The organism is Mesorhizobium sp. WSM4976, from assembly GCF_029625685.1.
Classification (GTDB): Bacteria; Pseudomonadota; Alphaproteobacteria; order Rhizobiales; family Rhizobiaceae; genus Mesorhizobium.
Genome location: NZ_JARTVT010000002.1, coordinates 206,812 through 227,516 on the forward strand (window position 1 = coordinate 206,812; position 20,705 = coordinate 227,516).

Annotated in this window: 18 protein-coding genes and 1 pseudogene; 5 read left to right on the plus strand and 14 right to left on the minus strand. The window is 61.5% G+C overall.

Annotated features, from left to right (window positions below; translation table 11 throughout):
- Window positions 1-217: 217 nt before the first annotated feature.
- Both P9272_RS03360 and P9272_RS03365 read left to right on the plus strand, forming a co-directional pair.
- The gene (locus P9272_RS03360) at window positions 218-1,141 is read left to right on the plus strand and encodes a DUF2493 domain-containing protein (protein WP_278158982.1); all 924 of its coding nucleotides are present in this window, start codon (window positions 218-220) and stop codon (window positions 1,139-1,141) included.
- A 1,210-nt stretch (window positions 1,142-2,351) separates the two neighbouring features.
- On the plus strand, window positions 2,352-2,681 hold the full coding sequence (locus P9272_RS03365; protein WP_278158984.1) for a DUF736 domain-containing protein: 330 nt from the start codon (window positions 2,352-2,354) through the stop codon (window positions 2,679-2,681).
- A 122-nt stretch (window positions 2,682-2,803) separates the two neighbouring features.
- Here P9272_RS03365 and P9272_RS03370 read toward each other — a convergent pair.
- The 4 genes and pseudogenes from P9272_RS03370 to P9272_RS03385 form a co-directional block, all read right to left on the minus strand.
- A pseudogene (locus P9272_RS03370) lies at window positions 2,804-4,172 on the minus strand (chloride channel protein); the annotation flags it as partial.
- Between the two features lie 212 nt (window positions 4,173-4,384).
- A complete protein-coding gene (locus P9272_RS03375; protein WP_278158987.1) occupies window positions 4,385-4,855 on the minus strand; it encodes a transcriptional regulator in 471 nt (156 codons plus the stop codon).
- A gap of 157 nt (window positions 4,856-5,012) precedes the next feature.
- Window positions 5,013-5,372 carry a hypothetical protein gene (locus tag P9272_RS03380; protein WP_278158989.1) on the minus strand — a complete coding sequence of 120 codons (360 nt, stop codon included), beginning with the start codon at window positions 5,370-5,372 and terminating at the stop codon, window positions 5,013-5,015.
- Entirely contained in the window at window positions 5,369-6,070 is a 702-nt protein-coding gene (locus P9272_RS03385; protein ID WP_278158991.1) for a ParA family protein, read from the minus strand. The genes P9272_RS03380 and P9272_RS03385 overlap by 4 nt, the downstream gene beginning before the upstream one ends.
- A gap of 139 nt (window positions 6,071-6,209) precedes the next feature.
- On the opposite strand from P9272_RS03385, the gene P9272_RS03390 reads away from it, so the two are divergent.
- From P9272_RS03390 to P9272_RS03400, 3 genes are read left to right on the plus strand one after another with little or no spacing between them, the layout of a single operon-like run.
- Window positions 6,210-6,356, plus strand: coding sequence for a hypothetical protein (locus P9272_RS03390; protein WP_278158993.1), 147 nt, complete (start codon window positions 6,210-6,212; stop codon window positions 6,354-6,356).
- A gap of 22 nt (window positions 6,357-6,378) precedes the next feature.
- Window positions 6,379-6,738, plus strand: coding sequence for a plasmid mobilization relaxosome protein MobC (locus P9272_RS03395; RefSeq protein ID WP_278158995.1), 360 nt, complete (start codon window positions 6,379-6,381; stop codon window positions 6,736-6,738).
- Window positions 6,738-8,786 carry a conjugal transfer protein TraA gene (locus P9272_RS03400; RefSeq protein ID WP_278158997.1) on the plus strand — a complete coding sequence of 683 codons (2,049 nt, stop codon included), beginning with the start codon at window positions 6,738-6,740 and terminating at the stop codon, window positions 8,784-8,786. Before P9272_RS03395 ends, P9272_RS03400 begins: the two co-directional genes overlap by 1 nt.
- Before the next feature lie 646 nt (window positions 8,787-9,432).
- Here the strand turns inward: P9272_RS03400 and P9272_RS03405 are convergent.
- The 10 genes from P9272_RS03405 to P9272_RS03450 are packed head-to-tail and all read right to left on the minus strand — an operon-like array spanning window position 9,433 to window position 20,703.
- The gene (locus tag P9272_RS03405; protein WP_278158999.1) at window positions 9,433-11,505 is read right to left on the minus strand and encodes a type IV secretory system conjugative DNA transfer family protein; all 2,073 of its coding nucleotides are present in this window, start codon (window positions 11,503-11,505) and stop codon (window positions 9,433-9,435) included.
- Complete coding sequence (virB11, locus tag P9272_RS03410; protein ID WP_278159001.1) at window positions 11,502-12,527, minus strand: P-type DNA transfer ATPase VirB11; 1,026 nt, start codon at window positions 12,525-12,527, stop codon at window positions 11,502-11,504. The genes P9272_RS03405 and virB11 overlap by 4 nt, the downstream gene beginning before the upstream one ends.
- Window positions 12,508-13,725 carry a type IV secretion system protein VirB10 gene (gene virB10 / locus P9272_RS03415; protein WP_278159003.1) on the minus strand — a complete coding sequence of 406 codons (1,218 nt, stop codon included), beginning with the start codon at window positions 13,723-13,725 and terminating at the stop codon, window positions 12,508-12,510. Before virB10 ends, virB11 begins: the two co-directional genes overlap by 20 nt.
- Window positions 13,722-14,537 (minus strand): TrbG/VirB9 family P-type conjugative transfer protein, encoded by an 816-nt coding sequence (locus P9272_RS03420; protein ID WP_278159004.1) that lies wholly within the window; start codon window positions 14,535-14,537, stop codon window positions 13,722-13,724. The genes virB10 and P9272_RS03420 overlap by 4 nt, the downstream gene beginning before the upstream one ends.
- Entirely contained in the window at window positions 14,537-15,229 is a 693-nt protein-coding gene (locus tag P9272_RS03425; RefSeq protein WP_278159006.1) for a type IV secretion system protein, read from the minus strand. Before P9272_RS03425 ends, P9272_RS03420 begins: the two co-directional genes overlap by 1 nt.
- Window positions 15,230-15,264: 35 nt before the next feature.
- Window positions 15,265-16,266 carry a type IV secretion system protein gene (locus tag P9272_RS03430; RefSeq protein ID WP_278159008.1) on the minus strand — a complete coding sequence of 334 codons (1,002 nt, stop codon included), beginning with the start codon at window positions 16,264-16,266 and terminating at the stop codon, window positions 15,265-15,267.
- A 10-nt stretch (window positions 16,267-16,276) separates the two neighbouring features.
- Window positions 16,277-16,531: a hypothetical protein gene (locus P9272_RS03435; RefSeq protein WP_278159010.1), complete on the minus strand. Its 255-nt coding sequence runs from the start codon at window positions 16,529-16,531 to the stop codon at window positions 16,277-16,279.
- A complete protein-coding gene (locus P9272_RS03440; RefSeq protein ID WP_278159012.1) occupies window positions 16,524-17,222 on the minus strand; it encodes a type IV secretion system protein in 699 nt (232 codons plus the stop codon). The genes P9272_RS03435 and P9272_RS03440 overlap by 8 nt, the downstream gene beginning before the upstream one ends.
- 11 nt (window positions 17,223-17,233) lie before the next feature.
- Window positions 17,234-18,301, minus strand: coding sequence for a lytic transglycosylase domain-containing protein (locus P9272_RS03445; protein WP_278159014.1), 1,068 nt, complete (start codon window positions 18,299-18,301; stop codon window positions 17,234-17,236).
- A complete protein-coding gene (locus P9272_RS03450; protein WP_278159016.1) occupies window positions 18,298-20,703 on the minus strand; it encodes a VirB4 family type IV secretion system protein in 2,406 nt (801 codons plus the stop codon). The genes P9272_RS03445 and P9272_RS03450 overlap by 4 nt, the downstream gene beginning before the upstream one ends.
- Between the last annotated feature and the right edge of the window lie 2 nt (window positions 20,704-20,705).

Consider the following 20,705-nt stretch of genomic DNA (forward strand, 5'->3'; position numbering starts at 1 on the left):
TTCGAGAGGGCGATCGGCCCACAAGCCGGCCAGCCGGGCAATGGCGGCGGCCGACCATTTTCCGGCGCGGCCTAAGGGCCGCTTTCCATCGCGAGGCAAAATAGCCGGCCTTAGCCATCGAGCCCTGCGCTTGCGCTGCGGGTGCCCGACCGTCCGGCCCGTGGGCTTCGTCGCCATGAAGGCCGCGACGGTCGCGGTCCAACCGACGGAGCATCCCATGCGCGATCACGACGACTACGACGCTACCCCTGAATCCTCACCCGCCGACCATGTCCTCAATGAACTCCAGCTCCACGGCTACCGACCCTTCGCCGATGAACCCGACCAGCGGCTGCTGCCAGACGGCAACCGGGTCGCGGGCGCCGTCGCCGACATCTTCGACGCCCTGATCGGCACTCTTGAGGACACGCGCCTCGAACCCGACCTTGACGATCTCCTCTGGTCGACGGTCAACCTCTTCCACCGCGCCACCGACCGGATCGGCCGGGAGCTGGACGACAACGAGCAGGCCCAGAAACGCGCGCAGCGCGAACAGGACGGCAGCGAGGTAAAATCCGTCGAACTGGAGCGCCTGATCGCCGAGGGCATGACACTGATTGAGCGGCAGAACGCCTTCGAGCTGATGCGCGACCAGGCGGCCGAGCACTACGAACGCCATGTCGGCAAGCCTTGGCTGCCGCGCAGCGGATCGAAGGTCAATCATCGCAACCTGACCTCGGCGATGATCGACAGCCGCGACTTCCTGATGGCGAAAAAACGCGCCGACCAGGAGGTATTCCTGCCGCCGGGTCCAAAGATCGTCGTCACCGGAGGGCTCGACTATGACGACCATGGACTGATCTGGGCGAAGCTCGACCAGGTCCACGAGAAGCACCCCGAAATGGTGCTGATCCATGGCAAATCGCCGAAGGGCGCCGAGAAGATCGCCTCGCTCTGGGCGAAGAACCGCAATGTCCCGCAGATCGGCTTTGCGCCCGATTGGATGAAGCACGGGCGCGCGGCACCCTTCAAGCGCAACGACGAGATTCTGGAGATCGTGCCGAAAGGCGTGATGCACTTCCCAGGCACTGGCATCCACGATAATCTCGCCGACAAAGCCAGGAGGCTTGGCATTCCTGTCTGGCGATTTGGCGGCGCATAAGGCGCCGCCAAAGTCCATCTCTGCCGCGCAAGGACCCAGTCGTTCCGCGCTCGCTCCCCTGACTGTGCTCTGGAGCTGTCCACATCGCGGCGGGAATGTACCACGGAAGCTCAGCAGCGTTGGTCTGTCATCGGACTGCCGAACAAACCTACTCACCCAGATCACGCGCCTTGTTAGGCGTTCCAAATTCGGAGGCGGGGCTGTCCTGTCGTCCGCTTTACTGGGCACCAGCGTGCCTTCAGGGCAGCGGCAGTTGATGCGGCACGGCATTTATCAAGTGACCAGGGGCTGCTTCACTATTCGTTCACCACATTAGCGCAATGTGATGTTCGGTCATGCCGGTACTGCGTACATGCCTAAGGGCCTCGGCAACTACACAGTGTCGGGGCCTTTTCATTTCCGAGCGCTCCAATCGAGCAACTGAGGATCAACACTGAGACCCAGTGGAGGCCCCCGATGGGCTTGCTGCCGCCTCTTGCGGCCTGTCCATTGAGTGTTGATCGGGCTCTCGTTTGGCAGGGGGCAGATTTGTCCATCTTTCCGGGTTCCGTGTTTGATGCGCGAACGCTGAAATTCGCTCTTGTGTGGCTGTTAGCCCTGAGCGTTTGAAGCACCCAGGGCGGAGAAACGGAGCCCTCGACGCTTCAGTCATGCTCACATGCCCATAAGGACGCGCAGTCCACCCCGGATGAGCACCTCATGAGGAAAATGGCTTTTGCCGAAAACCGTAACGCAGGTCGCTCGATCAAAGCGCGAGCAATGAACAACTCCGGCGCGGCAGCAGAGTCAGGGATCCCGCAATCGCCGCGGTCCGCTCAATGCAGGGTCGTCTCCGGCGGAATGACGGGCAAGCATGCCGTGATCGGCTCGACAACGGCTTCCTGTCATCGGCGCGAACTCCGTGCCGATGTCGTCTCGCGGGAGCCGAGGCGTGGCCATGTCTCGGGTCTGACCTTCATGCGACCGCTCCAAAGGGCCTCTTCAATGGCCTGATCTGGCCTGAGGCCGGCTGCGCCTCGATCGCCTATGACGCAACAGCCGCGTCAAACTTTCTTCCCCTGACGGCTAAAGCCGTCATTCCTCGCGAAACAAGAAAGCCCTCCTTGGCTGTCGAGCCCCTTCGGGGTGCGCCGTCGATCGCCTCAGGCCAAACGATCGCCATCGAGGCCGCAATGGTGCGGGCTCGTGAACGAAGAAACGGAGACTTAAAATGGCGACCATAGGCACCTTCAAGAAGACCGGCACGAACGAGTTCACCGGTGAAATCGTCACCCTCAGCGTCCAGGCCAGGAACGTGCGCATCGTGCCAGACCAGCGCGCCGCCGGCGAGAACGCCCCCAGCCACCGGGTCCTGGTCGGCCGCGTCGAGATCGGCGCCGCATGGTCCAAGCGCTCCGGAGAAGGCCGGGACTATCTTGGCCTCAAGCTGGACGACCCGAGCTTCACGGCTCCAATCTACGCCAACCTTTTTGACGACGAGGAAGGCGAAGGCTTCAGCCTTATCTGGTCACGGCCCAACGGGCGTCGCGGCGTGGACTGAGCGCGACGGGACCCTTCCCCAAAACTTGGGGCAGGGTCCTCCTTCGGCCGGAAGCCAACCCGATCAGCGGAGCCAGTGACAGCGAGTCGCCCGAGACATAACTCGCTGATCACTATCCTACACTAGGCCGCGCTATCGCTGGCCATTTGCTGCGCCTTGCGCTTCGCGCCGAAACTGAGCAAGGCGGTGCGGTCGCGCTCCTCCGCCTGCTTTTTCGACCTGACCCGCATCATGTCTTTCCAGCCGATATAGCCGATGAGCATCTTCGCGCGAGACGACCGGCAGATGCGAGACATTGGCGGTGAGCAGCTTATCGGACAGCGCCTCCAGATACTCGTCCGGATAAGCGAGCGTGATCTTGCTGCCGGCGAGCAACTCGCCGAGGGTCGCCTTGCGGTGCTTGCCGTTGCGACGCCAGCGCAGGATCGCCGGCGGATCGATGAGGCCGAGAACATGCCCCGCTTCATCGACCACCGGGAAGCTCGGATGCCGCGTGCCCGGCGCGGTCAGGAAGGCGGCCGCGCCATGCAGCGTCATCGTCGCCGGCACGCTCTCGACCTTGGTCGTCATCACTTCCTTGACCCTGGTCAAGGCGAACGGATCGACGCGGTATTCGCGAACCAGATGGTGCCCGCGCCGCGCCACCTTCTCGGTCAGGATCGAGCGCTTCATCAACAGCACGGTGACCGCATGGGCGGTGGCGCAGGCCGCGATCAGCGGCACCATCACATGCGTGTTGCCGGTGAGCTCGGTGGCGAAGAAGGTCGCCGTCAGCGGCGCGCGCATGGTGCCGCCCATGGTAGCCGCCATCGCCAGCAGCGGCCAGAAGCCGGGGCTTGCCTCGGGCAGGATGCCCGAAAGCACCGCGCCCATCGCACCGCCCATGATGAGCAGCGGCGCCAGCACGCCGCCCGACGTTCCGGATCCAAGCGCCACGGCCCAGATGACGGCCTTCACCACCAGAAGCAGCAGCGCGGCCGCCGCGACTGTACGGCCGTCGAGCATGTTGGCGATGTTGTCGTAGCCGACACCAAGCGCGTGCGGTTCGATCAGCCCGCCGATGCCGACCACCAGGCCGCCGATCATCGGCCACCACATCCAGTGTATCGGCAGCTTGAGGAAGGCGTCCTCGCAGGCATAGACCAATTGCGTCAGCAGTCCTGAAAGCAGCCCGGCGGCGATGCCGACCAGCACCCAGCCGCCGAGCCCGGCGATCGATGCCTCCATGGTGCCTGAGAACGGAAAGATCGGGCTCGGCATGTGCAGCAGGCTGCGCTCGACTTCCGCGGCGATCGCGGCGACCGCGACCGGGATGAAGCTGCGCGGCGTCCATTCGAACAAAAGCAGCTCGACGGCGAGCATGATTGCGGCGATCGGCGTGCCGAAAACCGTCGTCATGCCGGCAGCCGCGCCCGCCACCAGCAGCGTCTTGCGCTCATTGTCGCTGACCGGCAGCATCTGCGCGATCAGCGAGCCGATGGCGCCGCCAGTCTTTCGCGCATCGAGCCAATGCTGCGGCGTCTGCTTTTGCGCCAGGAAGAATCCTAGGCGGGCGAGGCAGGGAAAGGCTTCAGCCGCCCCTACAAGTCACAAGTCATCCGGTACTCGCCGCGGCCTCCGATGGCGCGGGAACTGGTTAAGTGCGCGCGTGTTGCACCTTTCGCGCTGCGCTCATCGTCGATCCTCAAAGCACGCGGGCGCAACTACAGCTTGTTATCTTCTGCTGGAGAAAGCCCGACGATCAACTGCAGAAGCGAATGCGTCGTTGAGGCAGGCATGTCGAGGATCCGCAAAACCAGTTCCTTCTTGTCGCGGGCTTCCTCTTTGGTGTCACCGAACAAATGTGGTGCCGCGGCATAGATCAGTTCGATTGGCGAAAATTCCAGGATCTCCGCCAGATGGATCAAGCGCGTGACCGTCAATTTCGAGAAAGCGCGCTCGTAGCGAGCAAAGATCTGCTCGTGAAGCCCGACCATCATCGCTGCCTGCGCTCTGTTGAGATTATGGTTGTCGCGCTTTTCGCGGATCAGCTGGCTGAAGATCTGCTCCATCTCCGCAAAGCTTCGAATGCCGTCAAACCCGGGCTTGCGATAGAAGGGCTTTTCAATTTCGTCGTCGGTGGTTTCGACAAGCCCGTGCTTCTCGATGTAGGCGCGCACATCCTTGATGGCCATTGGCGTGGCTAAGTCCTGATGTTCGTATTCACAAAATCCGCATCAAAATGAGCCGGATATCCGTGCCGAAAGACGCGGCTCGCAAGAAATCGGAGTCTTATTAAATCACGCTCTCGAAGGCAAATTCATATAGGCAGCCAAGCACTAGGCGCTTGCATCACAGCTTGTGATCGTCGAGGTAAGTTCGAATTGCCACTTCCATTATCATCTGCATGGAGGTGTCGGCGTTGAAGGCGGCAAGTTTGAGCCGCCGCTTGGTGGCTCGATCCAGCTTCACGTTGACGAACTGGCTCTCTCCCCTGCTCCGCTCGCGCGTCATCTGACGCAGCGCCTTTCTCGCCTTCTGCCGGCGGGTCTCGGCGATCGTCCAGCCATCATCTCCGGTTCCACCTGCCGAGCCGGCCTGCTCCGGTTCAGGAGTTGCCGATGGGATCGTAGCCACCGGCTCGCTGACGAGCGAGGGCTTTCGTGGCGCGGTGACGAAATCGTCGAGCGACAGTTGATCCGGTCGGGTCATGCGGCGTCTCCTCCAGGCTCCCCTCCTCCCACCAATCCTTCGATCTCCTGAACAAGGGCACGCGTTTCCCGGCGTGCCTTGGCGATCGCCTCTGTCACGTCCTGCATCTGCAGGGTGCCGACGCCATTGTGAATGTCCTTGTAGACGTTTCGCTCAAACACCTCGGTCCTGAACAGATAGGTGCCCACCTTTTCTTCAATGATCGGGCGGATCTTCCGGTACAGCTCGGTGTGCCGCACCGTGATAGAAATGCGAGTGCGCAGCACGCCGTGGCGACAGTTGCGGCCGGTATTGGTGTTGACGCGCCTGACGGCCCCGAAACTGTCGATGGCGCCAAGCACCTCGCGCTTTGAAGGTTGAACCGGCGATATCACCAAGTCGGATCGCTCGATCACCGTGTCGATTATGGATGTGTCCTCCCCGGGAGTGTCCACCAGCAGGACGTCGAACCGGCTTGCATGCTGTTCATGGAAGGCCGCGAGCGTCCTTGCCGTCTTGTGGCTGAAGACGTCGATGTGCTCGGCCTGCGCCTGTTTGTCGTGGCAGTCCGACCACCACTTCAAGAGGTTGTTGCGCGGATCCATGTCGATCATCCCCACTCGCCTGCCTAGAAGCGCGTATTCGCCAGCGATGTTCATGAGCGTGGTGGTCTTTCCCGCACCGCCCTTGCCATTGATCGCGGAAATGACCGTGGGCATGCGCCGCCTCCATGAAAATGGGTTTCTACTGACACAGAAATCCTGGTCTCTTCGAACGTACATCTGCAGGAATATGAAACCACAGCTCTGTAGAGAAGAATAGTCATATTGGCTGTGAAAAATTGTGAATGTCCGGTTCATGTTCGAAAATCTGAGCTATATCGGTTGGCAGGATACGGAAAAATGTGATACATTTTTCCTGACGATCGAGGGACAGGCCCTCGATCAGCCAACCATCGCCGGACGTCGAGGCAAAGGGTCCGATGAGAGCAACGCGACCAATTGAATCCAGTCGCTCGAGTCGCAAGGTGAAGGTGGCGCATATCCGGTACTCGCCGGGTGAGTTCATGGCGGTCAAGGATGCGGCGGATCGGGCAGGCTGCACCGTGTCTGGCTTCCTGCGGCTGCTCTCACTCGAGGGTGCGGGCGTCGATCCCTTCCTAAGCGAAGTCGACGGCGCCATTTTCCGTCTGCTCAGCGATGATATCTCCACCATGTCCAGCGATCTCAATTCTGTGGCCCGCGCAATCAACGCCGGACGCCGCCCGAACGTCGGAGACGTCGCCAGGCTTGTCATGGATGCTCAGGCGGCGGTGATCACGGTTGCCGCCGAGCTCGCCGCCATGCTGAAGCGCCAAGCCGCCAGGCGTCGTGGCGAGGCAATGTGATGGAATTCTTCCTCGGAGCGTTCGAGCAGGACTGGGAGCGGCGGCGCGCCGCGTTGTTGCACGACCTGGAAGTGGGTCGGAACGTCGACGCTGACTGGCTGCTTCGGCGAATGCGAGGCTCTGCGGCTCTCGAGAATGGCGGGGCAGGCAAAGCGCGGCGGGTGGGCACCAGAACGGACTCGTCTCACAACGCCAGACTGGGCCGATCAGCGGATCGGACGATGCACTTGCGCTTCACCGCTTTGGCTCGGGGGAGCCAGCCGGCTGTTGTGAAACTCGCCTCGTATGGTGGCGGTCGCCGCACCGCGGCGATGGGCCGGTATGTCTCACGGGAGGGCGCCATTGCCGTTGAGAATGAAAGAGGCCAATCCATCCTTGGCAAGTCGGCGGTCGCCGTCGAAATCGCGCAATGGGAACATCTGTTCGCCAACCGCGCGGCCAGCCGCGATGTCGCGGTGTTTCAGGCAACCATGGACATGGAGGCGATCGGGGCCGATCGGTTCAATGACGCCCAAGTGCGCGCGATCTTGCGTGCGGGTCTTGGCGAGCGTCGGTTCGTTTATGCGGTTGACCAGGCGTCAGCGGGTAAAGCGGTCGTCCACGGTGTGGCGATGCTTCGCCAGCGCGACGGCAGCCGCCTGAGCGGCGATGCGAAAGCGGCATCGATCGTGGAAAAGCGGATAGTCGAGAGCGAGGTCGCCAGCGGCTTCCCTATGAGTTTCCGCTTTCATGGCTATGGCAATGGCGCGGAGTTTGGAACGGCTCGGGTTCGGGACCTGGCCAGGCGCTTCCAGGGAGGGGTAAAGGATGAAAGGGGCCTATCGATCCTCAGCCACCAACAGGCCGGAGACCATGTCCAGAAGGAATGGCGGCGCGATCTGCATAGCCGCAAGAGCAGGGACGTGATGCACCTCGTGATCTCCGCGCGCCGAGGCACCGATGCGACGGCGTTCGAAAACGCGGTGCGGGATTTCCTGGGGACCCAGTTCGCGGGTTACCGCTACATCTTCGCTCTACATGATCCGGGGCGAGATCCAAGAGAGACAGGACAGGGCGGCAAGCGTCCGCATATTCATGCGCATGCGATTGTGACCATGCGCTCGGAGGCTGGAGAGCGGATCGTGACCAGCCCGCAAGTTTTCAGAGACTGGCGCTCGCGTATGGCCGCGAGCGCAAGAGACCAGGGATTGGACATGGAGCTTACGGATCGTCGCGAGTCCGCCTCCGCGCCCGCCTACACGCGCAAGCAGGTCCGCCCGGTCGGTTACGCCGGCAGGACAGAACATGTCGGCACCAGCCAGGCCGCGCAGGCACGCTACGACGCCAAGCGCTCGAACCTGGCTCGGCTAGCGAACTCCGACAAAACCAGGGTCTATGCCACGCGAGCCGCGCAGGTCTGGCGCGACCTTGCAGACGCTGATCGAAGCGCCGTGGCGGATTTCGCCGCACGCCAGCTTGAACGGCTCGCGGAGGTTTCGCGCCAATATAAGAAAGACTTTGAAAATCGGCCGATTTCCGCAGATAAAGGCAATTACAAATCCATCTTGAGAGCTGTTGTCGAGCTCGTCGAAGGAGAAGAGATGCCGATGCGGAACATGTCTCGGGCTGAATTTGAGATCTATGAGAAACGCGTCGAGGCTGTCCTGGCCGATTTTGAATCATCGGTGCGTCCCGAGGACCGGCAAGACCTCAGCGAAATTGCCGCAGCTGCACGAGAGGTGGTCAACATTCGTCGCGAATATCTCCAACTGGTCGAGCAGCAGGCAGGTTCTCGCAATTCCGGACGATATGATCGCGAAGAGGGTCGGGATGCTGGTGGCAACACCGAGGCTGAAGGACCAATGTTGCGGCAAGAACGGGCGCTCGTGCCGGGCCATCTATCAGATACACATACGTCACAACACGGCGCGCCGACGCGCTCAGGTAAGGAAGGGGTTGAGGGGACCAAGAAAGTGCAGCGCTCCGATTCCGAGCAAGGTCATTTGGAAAGATCGCGGCCCTCGACCCGCGAATCCGAACACAACCAGCATGATGAACGTGACCGATAATTCCGGTGCCTGATTACGCTCTCCGCGCGCCCTTCCGGTTCCAGCGCCAAGCCCCATCTAATGGTCGACGATCTCCGGATAGCTGCCGCGCTGGCCGTCCTTGGCGCCCATCGCCATCGCAGACAAGAACGGGATGCGGATGGCGCTCTCACGGTCGAAGCGTCGCGACAGCATGACCGCCTTACCGGCGACGTTGATCAGTTCGTGTTCGACTCCATGCTGTACTCGTCGGTTTCCTTCGGGGAATTTCGCGATGGAGTGGCGACCAAGTTGGTCGATGACCGACGAAGCCGGTGGCCCCAGGTGTCCGGCCGAGTCGCCGATGGAGCCGAATGTCACCCGTCCGGCGGGAGGGGAGGAGCGAAAGCGTCAAACGCCGACGACCGCCATCGGCAGCCGTCGGCGTCGACGGGCGTCATGGATGTCCGCCCCGAGCTTGCGCAGCGCACACCGCACCGAAGGTTGTGTGGAGGAGGCATTTTGGCAGCTTCGCACTACAGATCGGTAAGATATGTAGCACGAAGCTTCCAATTTTCCTGGAGCGCTGGAGCGGATCAATCAGCGGGGTGTGGAGGCTCGATCTTATCGCCCCCGTAATGGCATGATCCCGAGCCCCCGGACGTCGGCAATCGCGGCAACCCTGGCCTTAGAAGATCGCCTCCCCGATCTCGTCAGAGTCGGCATCGGGAACGGTTTCATCAAAGATGCGGGACCAATCCCTGCGGTGGTTTCCTGCGACACGTTCCTTGTCGGAAATCAATGATTTCAGCTTCCGGGCGGCCGGCGCAAGCCTTGCTTCGACCGCCGCAGGGCTCAAATGCCTTTCCGCCACCTCTGTATCGCTGGATGTCCAATCCATTTCGTTCGGTGATCCTGTATGCGGCGGCAAGGAACCTGAACGAGAGATGGTCTCGCTACGCGTGAAATCGCGCTCCGGCTCGGTCCGGTGAGCCCGACCCGCGGGCGTATAGGGGCGTGGCACTTTGCCGATGACTAGCGGCTCAGCGACTTCTCTTCCGGCCTGCGTGTTGGCGTAGGCCTCGACCAGGACCGGAACCGGCAGCTGCGGCAAGAATTCGCTGGCAGGGATTTCTGGCCGATGAGATGCCGAGAACTCCTGCATGGTTCGTAAGAATCCGATCGCGAAATAGCGCAGCTTGTCGGCAAGGATCGGGCTTTGGCCCTCGGCAAGCACCAGCATCTTGTCAGTCGGAAGCTGCCGAACCTCCTGGGGCATCATCAAATCGCGCTCGCGCAATTGCTCGACCTTCGTGCGCCGATGTAGCCCCATCAAGGCGATCGAGCGCGATTCCGTCTTGTAGCGGACGGTGCGCTTGCCAAGCGCCTTGGAAACGGTTTCGGCGGTTATCTGGTCGTTGGCCCCGAGAATGAGTTGATAACCGCAATTACCCATCAGGGAGTGACGGGCCGTCTCGCCATAGATCTCATCCAGGTTCTTCAGGTCCTGAATGACGAAAGCCATCTTGATGTTGTAGCCGGCAACGTAAGGGAGCTTGCTGGTGATCTCGTTCATCTTCTTCAGCTGCCGGAACTCGTCGAGCAGGAAGTAGACGGGCAACGAGCCAGAGTCGTGGTCGAGCAGCAAAGTGTCCAGCGTCTGTTGGACAAAAAGCGCAAGCAGCGGCTTCAAGAGCGTGATGTCGGTGATGTTGGGCGCAAGATAGATTGAAATCGGCCGATGCTTAAGCGCACGCAGATCCATGTCCGTCACGCTCGTCGCCGCGATGACCCGTTCGTTTCGGAACGGACGCAAGGCCTTCTGTATGTCGAGCAAAGCTGAACCGGCGGCGCGCTCGGACAAGGCGATATAGGCATTGAAGCTTTCCTGCGTGAAACGCGACAGATACGGTTCCTGATCCTTGATGCGTGTCATCATCGCCTGCAGATTGACGCCGCTGTTGAAGAAGGCGGTGACCTCGGCGAGATTGCGCCGGCCCTTATAGAACCTGCTTTCGTGGACGTAGCTGATGGCACCCGCCATCACCTGCTGGGCTGTCGCCTGCCAGATCGCGTTTTCCGACTCGGTTTCTTCGGGGACGAGAATGCTGGCAATATTCTGGATGTCGGTGGTTCGGTCGCCGCGATCCGGCCGGATAAAGTCCAGCGGGTTGTAACGATGTGTCCGCTCTGACCCGGGCGCGAAAAGAAAGACCTGGTTACCCATGATTTTGCGGTAGCCGGCGGTGTTGGAGAATATTTCGCCCTTCAAGTCGGTGACGATCATCGAGCCTTCATGCGTCAGCGCATTGGGAATGACATAGCTGACACCTTTGCCCGAACGCGTCGGCCCGATGATCAGATGATGACGCTCGTCGTTGACGCGCAGCAGCCGACGGCCGAACCGCCCAAGGATGTGCCCCCGCCCTCGGAACCATTTGCCGCGTCCGAGCATCGCCGCATTCTGAAACCTTGCGTCCCCCAATGGGCTCGGGCGAGAACGCAGACCGATGATTGCGAGTAAGCCGCCGACCACCAAAGCAGGCCCCAACGCGCCAAAGGCGACCCGCTGCAGAGTGGGATCCTCGCTGTAGTGTTCAAGCTGCTGTAGGGGAGCCAACGGACTGGCCTCTATTGTCAGCTTCAGGATGCGGGCATCGCCGTAAACAAGCGCCAAGATTGCGCCATAGGTCAGCAGCCACACGACGACAGCGATTACCAGGCAAAAGGACAGATAGGCCAAACGCATCGACCCGGTCATTCACGCTCCATGCGTGTGTAATAGATTTCCGACACGCCGCGCCGGCCGCCTTCGCGGCGGAGCTGGATGACGACCGGGATCACGTTCTTGATGTAGGAAATGAGGTCGGCCTTGGGGTAGGCCGCCGACAGGCCAGATTGCATCACCATCATTGCAAGCTGCTCATAGGCGCCAAGCGGCGTGTCGGCATGTACAGTCGACATCGACCCAGGATGGCCGGTGTTGATGGCGCGCAGGAAGGCGAATGCCTCGGCCCCCCTCACCTCGCCCACGAACAATCGATCGGGACGCATGCGCAGGGATGCTTCGAGAAGGCCCTGTATCGTCACATTTGCCGTACCCTGGTCGCCTTTCGATGCCACCAGATGGACCGCGTTCGGCTGCGTGGGGAAAAGCTCCCGGGTATCTTCCAGGGTGATGATGCGGTCGTTCTCCCCGACTGACTTGAGGCAGGCGTTGAGGAACGTCGTCTTGCCGCTGGAGGTGCCGCCGCTGATCAGGATGGAAACGCGGTTCAGAATCGCCGCGCGGATGAACCCATAGATGTCTTCCTGCTGGAGGAATTTTATCAAAGCCCGGTCCAAATCGCTGAGGCCGTCGATTACCACCGCGACATGATCAAGAGCGCCTTTGTCGCGGTAGTCCTCAAGCGTGAAATCGCTCACGACCTGCTTGCGGATCGAGATCGCGCCGCCGTCAGGTGCTGCCGGCGGCAGCACAATCTGGATGCGTTCTCCGGTTGGCAGCGCCGCGCTCAACACCGGATTGGCGGCGCTGACGAACTGGTGGGTGGCGGCAGCCACCCGTTCTCCTAGGTTGACGATCTCCGCGCCGGTGAGGTCAGGGATCTCATGAAAATCCATATGCGTCGCGCCGAGGCGCTCGGTATAGACCTTCCCCGGCCGATTGACCGAAATCTCCACCACGCGTGGATCGTCGAGGAATGCCTTCAGCGGCTCGAGCGCGCGGTAGAGAAAGTAATATCGCTCCTCGCGTGCGAACTCAGTCCAGACCACGTTCATGGCGGATCTCCTTCAACTGCTCGGCCACGGGTTCCTCGTACAACGCGGAGAAATCGAGGTCCTGGCGCACATAGACGAAAATACGCTCTCCCTGAGGAACGCTGATCGTGGGCGGGATGTTGAGACTGTCGCCGAGCACCTGGTTGGCCATGTCGGAAAAGGTCTTGGCGATCGTGCTTCGCGCAATGTCCTCGCCACCGCGCGCATCGTCACTGCCGTCACTGGCGGCCTGGCTTCCATAGCCCGTGAGATAGCTTGCGCCGCCGCCGACGATCGAAAGCAGGATCGCAGCGCTGAAGCGTTCGGCGAACTTGTTGTCGACCTCTCCCGTGAGGCCGGAGCGACCGAGACTGTCGGCCCCGATGGAATTCAACCGGACGCTGACGCCGTCGTCGCGCAGCATGCGGGTCCAGATGACGAAAATGCGTTTCTGGCCGCGGACGATCTCGGACTGATACTCGCCAATCAGCCGTGTGCCGGTCGGAATTATCACGCGGCGACCGTCGAGTGAGTAGACATCCTCTGAAACGATCGCGCGGATCTGCCCAGGGAGATCGCTGACGATCGCCGTCTCCAGGATACCGGGCAGCAGCGTTCCCTCCGGAACGAGCGCATCGATGCGATCGATCTTGCGCGCTGTCGCCGAGCGATCGCCGATCGCCGCGGCCGAAGCGAGGAACTTGGAGTTGCGATCCTGTCCCGCCACCCGGGAGCCTTGATCCTGCCCGCCTGCTTGCCCGGCGTTTCCATCGGCGCCGTCGTTGTCGAAGACAACCATCTTTGAGCGATAGCGTGCCGGGAATTCCTCAATAGCAGCTTGCTCAGCCGCTTTGGGTAGGGGGTCACCTCCGGGAACGGGAGGCGACGCCACGTTGAATTCCGTGGTGTCCGATTTGGCCGGCGGCGGCGCCGGTGGCGGAGGTGGAAGCTCGAGCAATTCGGGCGTCGCCGGTTTTGCCTTAGGCGTTCCCTCACGGACAAAGGAGGGCGGCCGAAAGGTCGTGGTGCTGAACTGTTCCTCGCCTTGCAGCATGTCTGGCGCCGGCGCCCGGGGATTGGCGAGGACGAAGTAGCCGGCCACCGCTCCCAGGACAACGAGCGCGCCGCCGCCGAGCAACTGGGTCCGCCGAACCGATCGATCCGCGACCATGGCCTCGTCGAACCTGCCGAGCGCCTCTAGTTCAGGAGAACGCATCATGCGTTGCCGCTCCGTCGGCGTTTCATGGCCGTGTCGTCCTCGACCGGGCCCAGGATCCCCGGGTCGGGTGCGCCAAAATCGGGCTTGCGCAGATTGAAGATGCAGATCCACTGATCGCCATCGCGCAGTGTGAATTGTGCTGAGACGCCATCGACAACGATGAACTCTCCTTCCTTGCGGAAATTCCTCAGGGTCTCCGAGAAGTCGGCGTTGACCGCGAAGATCGCCGGAACGCGGGTCCCGAAGCGAAAAAAGGTCTTGCGGCCGTCATCGAAAACCATCGACGGCTTCAATCGGACGTCGCCCGAGAACGAGTAGTCGATGTTCACATTGGCCTTGTCGATGCCGGTGATGTTGGGCCATGCGGCCCGCTGTTCGGCCTCCTTTCGCAAGGCCGCATTCAGGTTCTTCTCCGGGTGGAGGAAGCGGATGCCGTAGACCTGCCTGTCGGAGCCGGGCTCGAAATCGTGAAGCTCAAGGAAATAGATGCGCTTATCGGTGACGACGTTCATGTTGGTGGTCACGTTGCGCGCGATCGGCTTGACGAAGACGATGTTGCCGTTGTCCGCCGGGATCACCTGCCAGCTTTCGCTATCCCCCAGTGAAATGGTCTGGAACTTCTCGTCCTCGTCGAAGATGATCATGGTCGAGATGCCGTAGGCCGCGAACACCTGCACGACGTTGTCTTCCTGGTACGTGACGCTGGCGACGCGCTTGTCGAGACGCCCCGCCTTCGGCGTCTGCGCCGCTTGAGCTGACGAAACGATCGCGCTGATGAAGCACGCGACAACCAAGCAGACGCCGCGCGCCATTATTGCGCACCCGGAGTCACGGTCTCCTGATCGCGACGATAGCTGTAGACCTGGAAACCGAGCGGGTTCTCGAAGCGCCATTCGTTCTTGATGGGCGTCTCGGTGTAGCGAAAGCGCACCACGGATATCCAATGTCTGTCGACGGACTCGGTGTCGCTTTTTTCGGTGGTCGAGAAACGCACGATCGCCGTGCTGGCGTTCGGGAACGATACGGATTTGATATCGACGAGAACGCGCTTCAGGCGCCCGTACACCTTTGCGGGGTTGGCTGGATTTGCGGCACTGAACTGGGCTTGCAGTTCCTGCGCGGCGGTCCCGGTCGACAACAAGGCCGCTATGCCGAAATACTCTTCGATAGCGTAGGGGTCGTAGCCCTCACGGTTGCGGATGTAGCGCACCACATTGGCTTGCGTGACGGCTTCCTGTTCGGTCAGATTTGTCGGACGCGTGAGCCCCGACTTCACCTCAATATAGCCGGTGTTCCTGTCCACCTCGATCACATAGGGTTCGAAGCTTTTCAGCGGCAGCATCAGCAGCACCGCAAAGATGCTGGCGAGCGCGAGAATGCCAAAGACTGTCGAGATGAACCAGGCGATCCTTGTGGAGCGCCGCGCCTGCTTGAAGATCTCCTGCTCCCAGATTTCGCAATCCTGGAAATAGGAGCGCAATCTGTCGTCGGTTCGTTCATTCATGTCTCTCGCTTCTTTCGCAATCCGTGGTGCGCTGGCTATCCTGGGCTTCCGTTCGCCGCGATCGCGCGCTGCATGGCGCTCCGCGCCGACGAGGGTGAAGTGCCAAGCCTGGCCTGCACGCGCTGAACGGCGGCCTGCATGTGGTGGGCGGAGCCTCCGATCGTGGAGCGCCCAAGAGCTATTCCTTGTCCGGCAAGTCGCCTGGCTTGTTGTCCCACCGGTGTTGCCAGGCCGCCGACTATGCCTTGCGCGAGCGATTGGATCTGGATCAGCACGAAGCTTCCGGCCATGCACAACATGATGAACGCGGTGAAGTCGCTGAGCTTGAGTTCGCGATTGCCGGAGATCTCGTTGATCTTTGTGAGTTCAGGCGCCATTGCCGCGATCAGGAAAGCCGCGATGACGTAGACGAACAGCGGTATCAGCGCATAGATCAAGGACTGGTTCAGCCAGCCGAGCGCGTAGTTTCTCGTTGGGTTGAAAAACCCGCACGTGATGAAGATCGGTGCCGTGCCAAGCAGCACCCAAAGCATCACCTTGGCGAGCACCAGGATGCCAAGGGCGATCGCCACGAACAGGCCCGCGAACACCATGATGACCATCCCGATCAAGGCCGGAAGGACGGAGAAATAGCCAGCCTGCTCGGAAAAGGTGGATGCCGCCACATTGGCCGTCTTCCAGATCTGGGAGAGACCGTTGGTCGGCTCGCCCACCCCGGTCGCGGAAGCACTCAGGACCGCGCGCCCGGCGGCTTCGGGAACCTTGGTCAGCCAAGCATAGAAGAGCTCATTGAAGTTCGACCAAGTGCCTACCAGAAGCAGGATCACGACGACCCGGGCAAGCCTGCCGATTATCTCGGCGGTGCTGAGCCGTGACATGCCGAGCATCAGCTGCGCGCCGTAGAAGAGGATCGCCAGGATGAAGAGCAGCCGAAGCAGCGGCTCGATCGCGCCACTGAGCGCCTCGAAGGCGCGCTGGGAAAAATTCTCGCCCGAAGCGTCGATGCGCTGCAACAATTCGCCAATGAAATCGCCCACGTCCCCTGCCCTATTGCGGATGATCTGGAATTTCGCCGATCGCTTTCAGCGCGGCCTGGCCGTCTGGGTTCACCAGCAGCATAGGCCCACAGTCGACGCGCGGATCGGCGGCGTAGCCCGCCAGGTTGGCCGGCCGCCTGCAAGGCGCTGTCTTTTCCTTCGCCGCCGCGCCGCAGCCGCCCAACGACGACGCGATGGACAAGATCAGCACGACGCGTCGAAGTTCGGCCCACAGCGTCGGCCCGCTGCAAATGCTCCTAATCATAGGTAAGCGCTTTTCTGGTGTTCGAGATGTCCGTGAGCTTGCGCTGATTGTCGGCCTGCAGCGCCTGCACCGCGCCATTCATGACGCCGATCATCTCGTTGAGCGTCAGTCCGGTCTGGACCTGGAGCTGTGTGTTCTGATCGATCGAACCCTTGACGTCCTTGGCCTGTCCGATCCCCTTCCCTGCCGTTTCAAGCGCCGCCCGCCTTGTCTCGACAGCTTGCTGGGAGCCAGTGATCAGCGCCGACACGCCAAGCACGGTCTTGACCAGTTCCTCATAGGATTTGTCGCTTGCGAGCGAGCTGTCCTGCCTGCCCGAAAGCGACCTGACCAACTGCAAGCCGTTGATGAATGTGGTTGCCGCCTTGGCGACCTCAGGCCCGAGCGCGCCGAAATCCGGCGTGCTGCTTTCGAGCAGCTTGTCGAAGCTGGGCACCTTGGAGACGCTGAAGCCGTTGCCGATGGCGAGGTCCTTCAACGGGCCTGCCTCGCTGCCCCGATCACCGGTGACTGCCCGCAGCGTTTTCTCTACGGTGCCCAGAATGTCCTTGTTGGTGTCGAGGATCTTGGCGGTCTTGTCTGCCGTCTCCCTGGCGACCCGATAGTTGGTCTTGTCGATGACCGGTACGTCTGCACTGGCGACGGTGGTCAAGGTCGCGGTGGTGACAAGGGCGGCAAATGCGCGGCGCATGGCGATCTCCTTCATTGTGGGTTCAGCAGCAATTCGGCATCCTGGTCCGGTTTCTGTCCGCAGGCATTCGCCTGTGCGCTCCGGGCGAGACCGGCGCGGGCATTGCAGGGATCGGGAACCGGTCCGCCGTCAGGAGCGTCCGGGGGTTCGTAACGGCCGGAGCGATTGGCGCCGGATATGTCGCCAAGCGAGAGCGTGTCGCGGGCATTCGTCAGGTCGGCGAATGCCGTCGCCAGCTGGATCATGCGGTTGAGCATCTCGAGGTTGGCGTTGCGCGCCCCGGCATTCTGGTCCCAGCTGTCCTGGACGGTTCCAGCCGTCGCATCACCCAGTTGCTGGAACCATGAGGCGACGTCGCCAGATCCATCGCTGATCGCGGCGGTAAGGCCCATTGCGTTAAGCGCGCTGTCGCGAGCACTCTCGAATCCGGCGCTGCCGCCACCAAAACCGAGCGGCATGCCCGATTTGTCGGACCCGCCAAAAGCCGGCAGCCACTTCTGGGTGATGATCGCGACATAGCCTTGCGTCTCGCGAAACGGCGGGATGCCGCCATAATTCTGTACTGCGCCAGGCCCGGCGTTATAGGCAGCCAAAGCCAGCGAGACGTTGCCGTTGAACTGGCGAAGCTGCTGCTTGAAGTAGCGCGCGCCACCGCGAAGGTTTTCTTCGATGTTGTGTGGATTGACGCCGAGCTCGGCGGCAGTGCCCGGCATGAGTTGCGCCAGGCCCATGGCGCCGGCACCTGACCTGGCGCAGGGGTTGAACCGGCTCTCCTGGTAGACCAGGGCGAGAAACTGGTTTTCGTCGACCCCCTCCTCAGCGGCGATCCGGCGCACCATGCCGGCGATCGCGGGGTTGGCATTGGCAGCAGCGACGGGATCATCCTTGCGACCGGCCCGATAGAGCGCACAGGTGACACTTTGGTCGCTGGTGTAGCGGTCGCGATCCACCGCATCGATCTGGGAAGTGTCGTCGGAGCGCCGCTCACGCTGATCAAGCACGGTTGCGTCGATCGTGGGAATGTCGGCGTAGGCGGGCGATGCAAGCAGGCCCAAGAGCAGCGGAATGCGTCTGATCATGTCTCAGCCTCCCAATCGCAAAAAAGAGGCAGCCACTTTGCCGGATCATTGCCGACACGGGATCGCAACGCGGCGCACACCTCGACCGTTTCCTTGCGGCCCGAAAGCACCTTGACGATGTCAGGCATCGCCGAGAGATCCAGCCTTGCAATGACGGAATCGTTGCCGTGCTTGATGAGGAATGTTCGTCTTTCCGGCGGTGTGTTGCGGATGAAGCCGAACTCCTTGGCGCTCAAGCCGAAACGATGGATGTAGCTCGCCTCGTCGGCTCGCGGATTGGGGAAATGCAAGTTGGTCGACGACTGCTCGATCAGGGTGTGGGACTGAGGGGATTGGGCGATGTCGGCAGCCGACTGCGTGCCGAAGCCGACGATCCCGTTCAACTTGCGGATCGTCTTCATCTTGTCGACGATGTAGCTGGAAAAAGTTGGATCCTGCAGGAGCTTCCAGCCCTCATCCATGAAGATCAGGACAGGGTCGCCGGTCAGCAGTTCGTCGAGCCGGTGATAGAGGTACATCAGCGCCGGGGTGCGCACCTCGGCATTGTCGAGGATGTGGGTCATGTCGAAGCCGAAAAGACGCCGATTGGAAAATGACAGCGCGTCGCGCGGAGCATTGAAGAGCCAAGCCTTCTCGCCCTCGAACCAGGGCCGAAGTCGCGCCTGCAAGTCATTGGCGTTGGAGCGGGAGCGTCCCATGAGAAGGCCGCAGAGATTGGCGAGCGTACGTTGCTCGACCGGCTCCTGGCAGATGCGGCCGATGGCGCGCTCGAGCGTGTCCTCGTCCTCCTGGGAAAAGCCGCCCCCGTCACCAGGCTCCAGCATGACCTTCAGCAATCGAAGCAGGAATTCGCGATTGCCGGGGGTATTGGTGAGCTGAAGAGGATTGAAGCCCGTCGGCGTGCCGGGTTCCAGCACTTCGTAATAGCCGTCGACGGCGCGCACGAAAATCTCGGCGCCGCGATCCTTGTCGAAGAAAACCGCCTTGGGCTCCGGCGCGACGCGAAACGCCTGCGCCAGAAGGAAGGTCAGGGCCACGGTCTTTCCCGAGCCCGTCGGGCCGGTGACGAGGAAGTGACCGATGTCGCGCTGATGGAAATTGAACCAGTATGGTGTCTGCGAGGTCGTCTCCAGGATCGAGATCGGCAGCCCCCAATGAAGGCCGGTTGCCTGTCCCGTGGCGAAGTTGTGCATCGAGGAGAAGCCGGAGAAATTGGCGCTGGACAGCATCGCGGCGCGGGCGATGTAGCTATGATTGCCGGGCAGTTGCGCCCAGAAGGAGGCCTCCATGTTGAGGTCCTCGCGCAGCCACGTGACATTCATGTCGGTAAGGCATGCGCCGAGTTCGGACACCGCCTTGTCGATGTCCTCGAGATCGTGCGACAGACACAAAAGGCTGAAATGGTGATAGCCGAACACCGCTTCCTGGTTGACCAAACTGTCGAGGGCATAATCGATATCGGTCTCGACGCTGCTTCCGGCCTCGTCTGAGGCGCGGATCTGGCGCTGCAGGCGTGCAATCCTCTCCTGCGCGATCGGCTTGTCCGCAATGGTGAAGGATTGCGTCAGGATGAACTCGTGATTGACCTGCAGCAGGCCGTCAAGCATGCCCGGTCCGGAGAAAGGCGGGTATTCCTTGATTGACAGCATCGCGCCGAAACGGTGGTCCGCCTCGGTGGGCGCCTGCGCCTGCAAGGTGCGTTTCGAAAAATGCAGGCGCGAAGTGCCGAGATAATTCCGCAGGGCCATGCGTGGCAGTCGCATCGGCCGCGCCACGCCGCAGGAAAGGATCGTGTTGAAGAACTCGCATGGTTCGGAGCAGGCCTGTCCGTCGCGATAGACGATGCCCAACCGGCGCGCGCCGTATTTCTGAAGCTCGCGCGTGATGTTGCCGACGACTTCCTCGAGCTCGTCGATCGCCTCGCGGCTGCCTTGTTCGCCAACCTGCGGACGGTCGAGCAGCCGCCATACCGACGCAGCCGCACCGAGCGCCCCCCGCATTCCGGAGCGAATGACGGTCAGGTAGATCTCGTTGGTGAACATGCGCTTGCCGGCGAGCGAGGCCATGTAGCGATCGTTCAAGGCAGCGCAAAATGGATCGCTGAAGCGTCCGCCGAGCGACGGTTTGGCTTCTCTGCGCAGAACTGTCGACCAAAGGGAATACCGGCTCGATCCCAAGGCGCGGATCATCGTGTTCTGGACGCTGGCCCGCATATTGAGCTCGGCCTGATCCTCCGTCTGGAAGAAGAGCCCGTCCAGTTTGATCACCGACAGAACGGCGCCGCTCTCCAGCCCGATCACGCTGTCAGATACGTGACGTATGTAGGGGATGTGGGTTGCCAGCGACCGCTCGCGCCGTAGCTGACGCCCAAAGCCAAGTTCTTTCGTGACAATGCTCAGCATGG

Excerpts from the sequence above, each read along its gene's own strand:
- P9272_RS03360 (WP_278158982.1), top strand. The coding sequence starts at position 218 with ATGCGCGATCACGACGACTACGACGCTACCCCTGAATCCTCACCCGCC.
- P9272_RS03365 (WP_278158984.1), top strand. The coding sequence starts at position 2,352 with ATGGCGACCATAGGCACCTTCAAGAAGACCGGCACGAACGAGTTCACC.
- P9272_RS03375 (WP_278158987.1), bottom strand. The coding sequence starts at position 4,855 with ATGGCCATCAAGGATGTGCGCGCCTACATCGAGAAGCACGGGCTTGTC.
- P9272_RS03380 (WP_278158989.1), bottom strand. The coding sequence starts at position 5,372 with ATGACCCGACCGGATCAACTGTCGCTCGACGATTTCGTCACCGCGCCA.
- P9272_RS03385 (WP_278158991.1), bottom strand. The coding sequence starts at position 6,070 with ATGCCCACGGTCATTTCCGCGATCAATGGCAAGGGCGGTGCGGGAAAG.
- P9272_RS03390 (WP_278158993.1), top strand. The coding sequence starts at position 6,210 with ATGTTCGAAAATCTGAGCTATATCGGTTGGCAGGATACGGAAAAATGT.
- P9272_RS03400 (WP_278158997.1), top strand. The coding sequence starts at position 6,738 with ATGGAATTCTTCCTCGGAGCGTTCGAGCAGGACTGGGAGCGGCGGCGC.
- P9272_RS03405 (WP_278158999.1), bottom strand. The coding sequence starts at position 11,505 with ATGACCGGGTCGATGCGTTTGGCCTATCTGTCCTTTTGCCTGGTAATC.
- virB11 (WP_278159001.1), bottom strand. The coding sequence starts at position 12,527 with ATGAACGTGGTCTGGACTGAGTTCGCACGCGAGGAGCGATATTACTTT.
- virB10 (WP_278159003.1), bottom strand. The coding sequence starts at position 13,725 with ATGATGCGTTCTCCTGAACTAGAGGCGCTCGGCAGGTTCGACGAGGCC.
- P9272_RS03420 (WP_278159004.1), bottom strand. The coding sequence starts at position 14,537 with ATGGCGCGCGGCGTCTGCTTGGTTGTCGCGTGCTTCATCAGCGCGATC.
- P9272_RS03425 (WP_278159006.1), bottom strand. The coding sequence starts at position 15,229 with ATGAATGAACGAACCGACGACAGATTGCGCTCCTATTTCCAGGATTGC.
- P9272_RS03435 (WP_278159010.1), bottom strand. The coding sequence starts at position 16,531 with ATGATTAGGAGCATTTGCAGCGGGCCGACGCTGTGGGCCGAACTTCGA.
- P9272_RS03440 (WP_278159012.1), bottom strand. The coding sequence starts at position 17,222 with ATGCGCCGCGCATTTGCCGCCCTTGTCACCACCGCGACCTTGACCACC.
- P9272_RS03445 (WP_278159014.1), bottom strand. The coding sequence starts at position 18,301 with ATGATCAGACGCATTCCGCTGCTCTTGGGCCTGCTTGCATCGCCCGCC.
- P9272_RS03450 (WP_278159016.1), bottom strand. The coding sequence starts at position 20,703 with ATGCTGAGCATTGTCACGAAAGAACTTGGCTTTGGGCGTCAGCTACGG.